Annotated in this window: 1 protein-coding gene; it reads right to left on the bottom strand. The window is 64.1% G+C overall.

Going from position 1 to position 2553, the window contains the following annotated elements; all coding sequences use genetic code 11:
* Positions 1-2553: hypothetical protein (locus ACTJKX_RS37695; protein ID WP_440728454.1), on the bottom strand; the 2553-nt coding region annotated here is incomplete at both ends.

The following is a 2553-nucleotide window of genomic DNA, read 5'->3' on the forward strand; positions in this document are numbered from 1 at the left end:
GGTGCCGGCGATATTGGCGCGCCACTTGGCGTCCTCCGAGGTCCAGCCCAGGCCGGCGGCGAGGCCGACCTGGCGGTGATAGACCGCCATGCCTGCCGCGGCCGAGACCTTGCCCGGCCTGTCGTCGTAGCGCAAAGCCGAGGCCGCCATGGCCTGGGAGATGCCCTGCCGAGCTTCCTTGAGGTTGTTGGACACCTGGCTCTGCAGATTGGCGATGCTGCCACCGATGCCGTCGAAGCGCTTGTCGAGGGCCGAGATTGCTCCATCGACGCCCGTGACCTGCTGTCCGCCAACCGTATAGGTGGGTTTGCTGATCGAGCCATCGGTATTGACCGTGGAGCCTCCGCCCAAAGCGGCCGCCACAGAGCTGGCTGAATTGTAAAGCTGCGAGCCGTTGATTGCCTGTTTCGAGCTTTTAGACACTTCCCCATTGGCAACATTGTCGAGGGTCACCGCTTTTGTAGCATCGGTACCGCCAAGCGTAATCTTGGTCTTGTTCGATGGATCGTCATACTTCACCGCCGCATTGGCAAGATTGGTCGTGTTCTGATCGAGCTGCGTCATCGCATCCGACACGCTGCTGTATTGCGTGGGACCATTCGCATCGACATCACCATTCTTGTCGATCTTGGTCACGCCCTGGCTGAAGTTCTCGATCTTGCCTGTGGTCGAGTTGTATGTCGCGCCGCCACCAATAGTCGTGGCCGTCGAGGTGCCGAGGTTGTTGACGTTATTGCCAAGCTGCGTGACCTGCTGGTTGGCAGCCTCGATCGCCTGGTTGGTGGCGTAGAGCTGCGAGCCATTGACCGCATCCGTCGAGGTCGCCGAAATCTGGCCGGCCGCGACATTGGTGACCGTGCGCTCATTGCCCGCCGAGCCGACGCTCACCGTGCTGGTCGCATTGGTGCCGGCAAAGGTGTAGGGCGTGCCGTTGATCGTCCTGCCCGTGGTGTTGACCACCGTGGAGGTCACCGAACCAGCACCGAGCGCGACATCGCCTTCATTGGCCGAGGCCTGGGCGCCATTGCCGATCGCGGTCGAGTTGGCCGTCGTCGCGCTCGAATTGGCGCCGACCGCCGTGGCGCCATCAGCCGTGGCCTTGCTGCCGGAACCCATGGCGGTGGAACCGGTACCGCTCGCCTCGGCATTCTTACCGGTGGCGATCGCCCCCTCGCCGCTGGCCTTGGCCTGGGTGCCTGTCGCAATCGAGTCATTGCCGCTGGCCTCGGCACCATTGCCGACCGCGACAGAAGACTCGGCGCTGGCCTGGGCACCGTTGCCCGCGGCGAAGGCATTTCCGGCGCTCGCCTTGGAATTCGGGCCTATGGCGACCGCATTCGGGCCACTGGCAACGCTATCCGGATCGGTGGAATTGGCATGGAAATATTTGATGCCACCGCCATTGATGGAGCCGCCGATCTTGTCGAGCACGCTCTGCACCGAGGTGAAGGTGCTGCCACCATAGTTGAGGCTGGTGATCACCGTGCCGCTGCTGGGATCGAAGCTCGAGCCGCCGCCAAGGCCGCTTGCCACCGAATTGCCCAGGCTGAACAGCTGCGAGCCGTTGACCGCATCGGTGGAGGTCGAGGACACGTCGCCCTTGGCAACATTGGTGATCTTCTTGCCGCCGGCATCGATGCCGGTGGTGGTCACGCTCGGCCCGCCGGTGATGGTGAGGCCGTTGGTGTCGAGCGTCGCATTGCCGGTCGTCACGCTGTTGGCGGTGAGGGTGGCAACCGTGATGGCGCTGGCGAGGTTGAAGGTGGCGTTCGAGCCGGACTGGCTGATGACGATGTTGCCGTCGGTGTTGTTGAGATCCACCGTGCCGCCGGGCGCCACATTGGCGGTCGTCGAACCGTTGTTGGTCGAGAGATTCCAGCCCTTGTTGGCCGTCTGCTGCACAGCGTAGAGCTGCGAGCCATTTACCGCATCGCTCGAGACTGCCGTCACCGCACCGTTGGCAAGGTTGGTCATCGTCACCGGGGTGCCGGCATTGCCGAGCGTGATCTTGTCCTTCACCGCGGGATCATCGTACTTCACCGCAGCATTGGCGAGGTTGGTGGTGTTGGTGTCGAGCTGCGTCAGCGCGCCGGCCACCGTGGTGTAGCCCGTGGTCGTGCCGACATTGCCCTTGCCGTCGATCGCCGTGACGGTCTGGCTGAAGCCCGACAGCGTGCCGGTCGCCGGGTCATAGGTCGTGCCGCCCCCCAGGGTCGACGCCGTCGAATTGCCGAGATTGCCGGCGGCATTGCTGACCGTCTGCAACTGGCCGACATTCACCGCGTCGGTGGCGTTGGTACCGGCTGCGACATTGGTAATCGCCTTGCTGCCGGCATCGATGCCCGTGGTGGTGACGCTCGGCCCGCCCGTGATGGTCAGGCCGTTCGTCGTCACCGCGGCGTTGCCCACGGTCAAGCCGGTGGCATCGAGCGTGTTGCCGCCCGCCGTGACGCTGTCCAGCGTGATGCTCTTGGCGAGGTCGAAGGTGGCGTTCGGGCCGTTATGGGCGACGACGATATTGCCGTCGGTGTTGCTCAGATCCACCGTGCCGCC

This window comes from Labrys sp. 22185, assembly GCF_052045555.1.
In the GTDB taxonomy this organism is placed as follows: Bacteria; Pseudomonadota; Alphaproteobacteria; order Rhizobiales; family Labraceae; genus Labrys; species Labrys neptuniae.